Genomic DNA, 6,522 nt, shown 5'->3' with positions numbered 1-6,522 from the left:
CCGTACGCCTTTTACTCCGAATTGCGCCCTCATACCGCCTCGATTGTCTACGATTTGAAAGGATACCAGTGGAATGATTCATCTTGGCAGCGGAAGAAACGGCGAAAGCGGATTTATGACCAACCGATGGTCATTTATGAACTTCATTTCGGTTCGTGGAAAAAGAAACCGGACGGCCGCTTTTATACGTACCGTGAGATGGCCGACGAACTCATTCCGTACGTGCTGGAGCGCGGATTTACGCACATTGAGCTGCTTCCGCTTGTCGAGCATCCGCTCGATCGTTCGTGGGGATATCAAGGGACCGGCTATTATTCGGTGACAAGCCGCTATGGCACGCCGCACGATTTCATGTATTTCGTCGACCGCTGCCATCAAGCGGGGCTTGGCGTCATCATCGACTGGGTGCCGGGGCATTTTTGCAAGGACGCCCACGGGCTGTACATGTTTGACGGCGCACCGACGTATGAATACGCGAATGAAAAAGACCGAGAAAATTACGTCTGGGGGACGGCGAATTTTGACTTGGGCAAGCCGGAAGTGCGCAGTTTTCTGATCTCCAATGCGTTGTTTTGGCTGGAGTATTACCATGTGGACGGGTTTCGCGTCGATGCGGTCGCCAATATGCTTTATTGGCCGAACAATGACCGGCTCTATGAAAATCCGTATGCGGTCGAGTTTTTGCGCCAGTTGAATGAGGCGGTGTTTGCCTATGACCCGAACGTCTTGATGATCGCTGAAGATTCGACCGACTGGCCTCGGGTGACCGCGCCGACGTACGATGGCGGCCTTGGGTTTAACTACAAGTGGAACATGGGCTGGATGAACGACATGCTGAAGTATATGGAAACGCCGCCGCATGAGCGGAAATACGCCCATAACCAAGTCAGTTTTTCCCTCCTTTATGCGTATTCGGAAAATTTCATTTTGCCATTTTCCCATGATGAAGTTGTGCATGGCAAAAAATCGCTGCTCAATAAAATGCCTGGGTCGTACGAAGAGAAGTTCGCCCAGCTGCGCCTATTGTATGGCTACATGATGGCCCACCCTGGGAAAAAGCTGCTGTTTATGGGCAGTGAGTTTGCCCAGTTTGATGAATGGAAGTTTGAGGGAGAGCTCGACTGGGTGCTGTTCGATTTTGAATTGCACTGGAAAATGGACGAATATGTGAAGCAGCTGATCGCCTGCTATAAACGGTATAAGCCGTTTTACGAGCTTGATCATGATCCGAGGGGGTTTGAATGGATTGACGTTCATAATGCCGAGCAAAGTATTTTCTCATTCATCCGCCGGGGGAAAAAAGAAGGTGATGTGCTGGTCATTGTTTGTAATTTCACAAATCAGGCGTATGACGATTACAAAGTCGGCGTGCCGCTTTTGGCGCCGTACCGCGAAGTGCTGAACAGCGATGCAGCGGAGTTTGGCGGATCAGGGCATGTCAATTCGAAGCGGCTTTCCGCTTTCCATGAGCCGTTTCATGGAAAACCGTACCATGTGCGCATGACGATTCCGCCGTTTGGCATTTCCATTTTGCGGCCAGTGCAAAAACGAGGGGAGAGAAAGCAGAATGAAGAAGAAGTGCATCGCCATGTTATTGGCCGGCGGGCAAGGAAGCCGGCTTCGCTCGCTGACGAAAAACATCGCGAAACCAGCCGTGCCGTTTGGGGGGAAGTACCGGATCATTGATTTTACGTTGAGCAATTGCACGAACTCGGGCATTGACACAGTCGGGGTGTTGACCCAATATCAGCCGCTTCTTTTGCACTCGTACATCGGCATCGGAAGCGCATGGGATTTAGATCGAAGAAACGGGGGCGTCACCGTCCTTCCCCCTTACTCCGCCTCTTCCGGCGTCAAATGGTACGAAGGCACAGCGAACGCCCTTTATCAAAATATGAATTATATTGAACAGTACGACCCGGATTACGTTCTCGTGCTGTCTGGCGATCATATTTACAAGATGGATTACCAGCAGATGCTCGACTACCATATCGCCAAACAGGCGGATGCAACGATTTCCGTCATTGAAGTGCCGTGGGAAGAGGCGAGCCGATTCGGCATTATGAACACGAATGAAAACATGGAGATTGTCGAATTTGCCGAAAAGCCGGCCAATCCGAAAAGCAATTTGGCATCGATGGGCATTTACATTTTCAATTGGCCGTTATTGAGGGAGTATTTGCAAATCGACAACGCCGACCCGCATTCGTCGCACGACTTCGGCAAAGATGTGATTCCGCGGCTGCTTCGGGAGAACAAGCGGCTCGTGGCCTATCCGTTCAAAGGCTATTGGAAAGATGTCGGCACCGTCAAAAGCTTGTGGGAAGCCAACATGGATTTGCTCGATGAACACAATGAACTTGACTTGTTTGACCGCTCGTGGCGCATTTATTCGGTCAACCCGAACCAGCCGCCGCAATACATCGCTCCCGAGGCGGAAGTGAGCGATTCTCTCATCAATGAGGGATGCGTCGTGGAAGGAACGGTGGAGCGCTCAGTGCTGTTTCAAGGCGCCCGCATCGGCAAGGGAGCGGTTGTGAAAGAATCCGTCATTATGCCAGGGGCAACAGTTGGTGAAGGAGCGTATGTCGAGCGAGCGATCGTCACTCCGGAGATCGTCATCCCGCCGCATTCGACTGTGAGCCCGGGCGATGCTGATGATGACGTCGTGCTCGTAACGACCGAGTGGATCAAGCAACGGAATAAGGACACCGCAAGGAAGGATGGAGCACAATGAACAACAACATGATGTTGGGCGTCATCGACGCGACCACGTATATGGAGGCGTTAGCGCCGCTTGTCGAGCAACGCTCAATCGCAGCGGTGCCGTTTGCCGGGCGGTATCGGCTCATTGATTTCGTGCTTTCAAGCATGGTCAACTCCGGCATTGAAAGCGTCGCGATTTTTCCGAAATACCAATATCGGTCGCTGATGGACCATTTAGGATCAGGGAAGAATTGGGATTTAAACCGAAAGCGGGACGGATTGTTTTTCTTCCCATCGCCGGACTTGTTGTTTTCCGGTGAGCGCCGGGTCGGGGCGTTTGCCCATTTTGAGCAGCATATCGACTATTTTTTGCGGAGCCGGCAAAAGTATGCGGTCATCGTCAATAGCTACACGGTGTGCAACATCGACTTTGACGCCGTCCTCGAGCGCCATATCGAACGCGGCTGCGATGTGACGCGAATTTGCCATCGCGGCGAGCCGCTGGAGATGTACGTGTTGGAGACGTCTCTTCTGCTTGATTTGATCGCCGGCTACAAAGACCACGGCTATCGGAGCATCGTCGATGTCATTCATGACGACCGCCATTCGCTGTCCATTTGCGACTATGAATACAGCGGGTATGCGGCCGTCATCGATTCGCTCGCCCGCTATTTTCAGGCAAGCATGGAGCTGCTTGACCGAAGCGCTTGGGAGCAGCTTTTTCTTCCATCGCGGCCGATTTATACGAAAGTGAAAGACGAGCCGCCGACGAAATACCGCCGGGAAGGGAATGTGAAGCGCTCGATGATCGCCAACGGCTGCGTCATTGAAGGAACGGTGGAAAACAGCGTCCTGTTTCGTTCCGTGAAAATCGGCAAAGGAGCCGTTGTGAAGAACAGCATCGTGATGCAAAAATGCCAAATCGGCGATGGTTGTGTGCTTGATGGCGTCATCGTCGACAAAGACGCGAAAATCGAACCGGGGGTCGTTTTGCAAGGGACGGCGGAGCGGCCGTTTGTCGTTCGCAAAGGAACGGTGCAAGGGGAGGTCGTGAATCGATGAACGTGCTGTTTGCCGTATCAGAATGCGCCCCGTTTGCCAAATCGGGAGGATTGGCCGACGTCGCCGGCGCGCTGCCGAAAGAGCTGCGCCGGCTCGGCGTTGACGCCCGTGTCATGCTGCCGAAATATGAGACGATCGCCCGCGAATGGAAAGAGAAGATGAACAAAACGGCGGAGTTCACCGTGCCGGTCGGGTGGCGCCGCCAATATGCCGGCGTGGAGGAGCTCGAGCACGACGGGGTCATCTATTACTTCATCGACAACGAGTATTACTTCAAACGGCCGCAGCTGTACGGCCATTATGACGACGGTGAGCGGTTTTCTTATTTTTGCCGGGCGGTGCTGGACGCGCTGCCGGAGATCGGGTTTCAGCCCGACATCATTCATTGCCATGACTGGCACACCGGCATGATTCCATTTTTGCTGCGCGAGCAATACCACCATGATCCGTTTTATGCGGATATCCGCACGATGTTTACGATTCACAACTTGCAGTTTCAAGGGCTGTTTCCGCGCGGGATTTTAGAGGATTTGTTGAATTTGGACGGACGGTATTTCACCGTCGACCAGCTCGAGTTTTACGGAAGCGTCAGCTTTATGAAAGGGGCGCTTGTCGCCTCCGATTTGATCACGACGGTGAGTCCGACGTACAAAGAAGAGATTCAAACCGCCTATTACGGCGAGCGGTTGGACGGCTTGCTGCGGGCGCGGCGGGATGATTTGCTTGGCATTTTAAACGGCATTGACGACGAGTTTTACAACCCGGAAACCGATCCGTTTTTAGCGGCGACCTATAGCGTACATACGCGGGAAAGAAAAAAACTCAACAAGCGCGCTTTGCAGCGGCGGTTTGGTCTGCCAGAGCGGGATGATGCACCCGTTGTCGCAATGGTGACGCGAATGACGGCGCAAAAAGGGCTCGATTTAGTCACGTGCGTCTTTCATGATTTGATGCAGGAAGAGATGCAGCTTGTTGTGCTTGGAACGGGGGATTGGCGGTTTGAACAGTTTTTCTCGCAAATGGCGGCGGCCTATCCGGACAAAGTCGGGGTGTACATCGGCTTTCACGAACCGCTCGCCCATCAAATTTATGCGGGCGCGGACTTGTTTTTAATGCCGTCGTTGTTTGAACCGTGCGGGCTGAGCCAAATGATCGCGCTTCGGTATGGGACGATTCCGATCGTTCGGGAAACGGGCGGGCTGAACGATACGGTGCAATCGTACAATGAATTCACAGGAGAAGGGAACGGGTTCAGCTTTACGAACTTTAACGCCCACGACATGTTGTACACGATCCGCCGGGCGCTGTCGTTTTACCGCCAGCCGTCTGTCTGGGAGCGGCTCATGGAGCGGGCGATGCGCGGCGATTACAGCTGGCGCCGGTCGGCGAGGGAGTATCGAAAAGCGTACGAACAGCTGAACAAAAAGGGGGAAGACGCGCTTGTTCGCGGATAAAGAAACGTTTCAACGGGCGTTTGTGACGCGGGTCGAGGCGTTGTGCGGCAAACCGTTTGCGGAGTCGACGGCGCGCGATCATTATCATGTCCTTGGCCATATGGTGCGCGAACATATCAGCCGCCATTGGATCGCGACGAACGAGCGCTGCCGGGCGGAGCGGCGGAAGCAGGTGTACTATTTGTCGATCGAGTTTTTGCTCGGCCGTTTGCTCGGAAGCAACTTGTTAAACCTCGGTGTCCGCCCGATGGTCGAAGAGGGGCTTCGCGAGCTCGGCATCCGCCTCGAAGACGTCGAGGAGAGCGAGGCGGACGCTGGGCTTGGCAATGGCGGGCTCGGGCGGCTCGCCGCCTGTTTTCTTGACTCGCTCGCCACATTGAATTTGTCGGGCCACGGCCACGGCATTCGCTATAAACACGGGCTGTTTGATCAAAAAATCGTTGACGGCTATCAAGTCGAGCTGCCGGAGCAATGGCTGCGAAACGGGAACGTTTGGGAAATCCGGAAAGAAGAGCTGGCGGTCGAAGTTCGCTTCTGGGGAAGGGTCGAGGTGTCGGAACAAAACGGCCGCCTTGTGTTCCGCCATGTCGACAGCGAAAACGTGATGGCTGTGCCGTACGATATGCCGGTCATCGGCTTCGGGACGAACACGGTCAACACGCTCAGGCTTTGGAGCGCCGAGCCGGCGAAAACGTTCCCGCTTCATAAAGATGTGATGAAGTACAAACGGGAGACGGAAGCCATTTCGGAGTTTTTGTACCCGGACGATACGCACGATGAAGGCAAACTGCTGCGGTTAAAGCAGCAGTATTTTCTCGCCGCCGCCAGCCTCGGCAGCATCACTCGCGCCCATCGCCGCCAGCACGGGAGCTTGCGCCGCCTCCATGAATATGTCGCCATTCATATCAACGACACGCACCCCGCGCTTGCGATTCCGGAGTTGATGCGCATTTTGCTCGATGAGGAAGGGATGAGCTGGGAAGAGGCTTGGCACATTACGACCCATACGATCGCGTACACGAATCATACGACGCTGGCGGAAGCGCTGGAGAAATGGCCGATTCGTCTGTTTCAGCCGCTGTTGCCGCGCATTTATATGATCGTCGAGGAAATCAACGAACGGTTTTGCCGCGAGCTGTGGGAACGTTATCCCGGCGATTGGAGGCGGATTGAACAAATGGCCATCGTCGCCCACGGGATGGTGAAAATGGCGCACTTGGCCGTTGTTGCGAGCCATAGCGTCAACGGTGTGGCGAAACTCCATACGGACATATTGAAACAGCGGGAAATGCGCTTGTTT

Annotated in this window: 5 protein-coding genes; all 5 read left to right on the top strand. The window is 54.0% G+C overall.

The features are described 5' to 3' along the window. Positions 1-1,686, top strand: a 1,686-nt coding sequence (gene glgB, locus VU18_RS16390) for a 1,4-alpha-glucan branching protein GlgB (protein ID WP_047758568.1), incomplete at its 5' end; no start/stop codon positions are given. Next, complete coding sequence (locus tag VU18_RS16385) at positions 1,568-2,737, top strand: glucose-1-phosphate adenylyltransferase (protein WP_015375685.1); 1,170 nt, start codon at positions 1,568-1,570, stop codon at positions 2,735-2,737. The genes glgB and VU18_RS16385, both read left to right, overlap by 119 nt. Further along, on the top strand, positions 2,734-3,768 hold the full coding sequence (locus tag VU18_RS16380) for a sugar phosphate nucleotidyltransferase (protein ID WP_015375684.1): 1,035 nt from the start codon (positions 2,734-2,736) through the stop codon (positions 3,766-3,768). Before VU18_RS16385 ends, VU18_RS16380 begins: the two co-directional genes overlap by 4 nt. After that, entirely contained in the window at positions 3,765-5,222 is a 1,458-nt protein-coding gene (gene glgA, locus VU18_RS16375) for a glycogen synthase GlgA (protein ID WP_021322718.1), read from the top strand. Before VU18_RS16380 ends, glgA begins: the two co-directional genes overlap by 4 nt. Beyond that, the coding region (glgP, locus tag VU18_RS16370) for a glycogen/starch/alpha-glucan family phosphorylase (protein ID WP_047758567.1) at positions 5,209-6,522 on the top strand (1,314 nt) is incomplete at its 3' end. The genes glgA and glgP, both read left to right, overlap by 14 nt.

Source organism: Geobacillus sp. ZGt-1, assembly GCF_001026865.1.
Lineage (GTDB): Bacteria > Bacillota > Bacilli > Bacillales > Anoxybacillaceae > Geobacillus > Geobacillus thermoleovorans.
Note: the sequence above shows the minus strand (reverse complement) of the source record. Positions and strands in the feature narration are given on the sequence as shown.

What these genes read in the sequence shown, in the direction of transcription:
- VU18_RS16385 (WP_015375685.1), top strand. Translation starts at nt 1,568, where the DNA reads ATGAAGAAGAAGTGCATCGCCATGTTATTGGCCGGCGGGCAAGGAAGC.
- VU18_RS16380 (WP_015375684.1), top strand. Translation starts at nt 2,734, where the DNA reads ATGAACAACAACATGATGTTGGGCGTCATCGACGCGACCACGTATATG.
- glgA (WP_021322718.1), top strand. Translation starts at nt 3,765, where the DNA reads ATGAACGTGCTGTTTGCCGTATCAGAATGCGCCCCGTTTGCCAAATCG.